Raw genomic sequence first — 601 nt, forward strand, 5'->3', positions numbered from 1 at the left:
TCCATCATGCTCCCGCTGATGAAACCGGCCCTGATCTCCACCTCGATCTTCTCCTTCATCTGGAGCTGGAACGACTTCCTGGGCCCACTGCTCTACCTGAACACCCCCGAAAAGTACCCGCTCCCGCTTGCGTTGCGGCTCTTTGTGGACCAAACCCAGAGCTCGGACTACGGAGCCATGATCGCTATGTCCGTCCTGGCGCTCCTCCCGGTCCTGGTGTTCTTCCTGGTCTTCCAGCGCTACATCGTCGAAGGCGTCTCAACACAAGGCCTCAAAGGCTGACGGACACGGAAGAGAATACTGAAAAATGAGCACCATGAACGCCACAGGCAAGCCGTCCAAGAACCCCGGCATTCCGGTCAACCGCTTTGCCCTCTTCGCCGAGACCATCCTGGCCGGAGTCATCGTGCTCCTCCTCTCCGTCCCCCTGGTGACGGCGCCGGCTGCCTACGCGGCCGGCGTCGCACACCTGGAAAGGCACCTCAGCGGCAGGGACGATTCCCTCCGCAGCCTCTGGGGAAATTTCCGTCGCGCGCTGCCCGGCAGCTGGAAGATGGGAATCACGACGGCGGCAGCCGCCGTCGTGATTGTCCTGAACCTG

At 61.9% G+C, this 601-nt stretch carries 1 protein-coding gene and 1 pseudogene; both read left to right on the forward strand.

Annotated features, from left to right (window positions below; genetic code table 11):
* Positions 1-282 (forward strand): carbohydrate ABC transporter permease (locus FQP90_RS23025; protein WP_144653436.1); only part of this gene is annotated, 282 nt, incomplete at its 5' end.
* A 34-nt stretch (positions 283-316) separates the two neighbouring features.
* A pseudogene (locus FQP90_RS23030) lies at positions 317-601 on the forward strand (Poxvirus protein I5); the annotation flags it as partial.

It is taken from the genome of Paenarthrobacter nitroguajacolicus, assembly GCF_007786235.1.
GTDB classification, from domain to species: domain Bacteria; phylum Actinomycetota; class Actinomycetes; order Actinomycetales; family Micrococcaceae; genus Arthrobacter; species Arthrobacter nitroguajacolicus_A.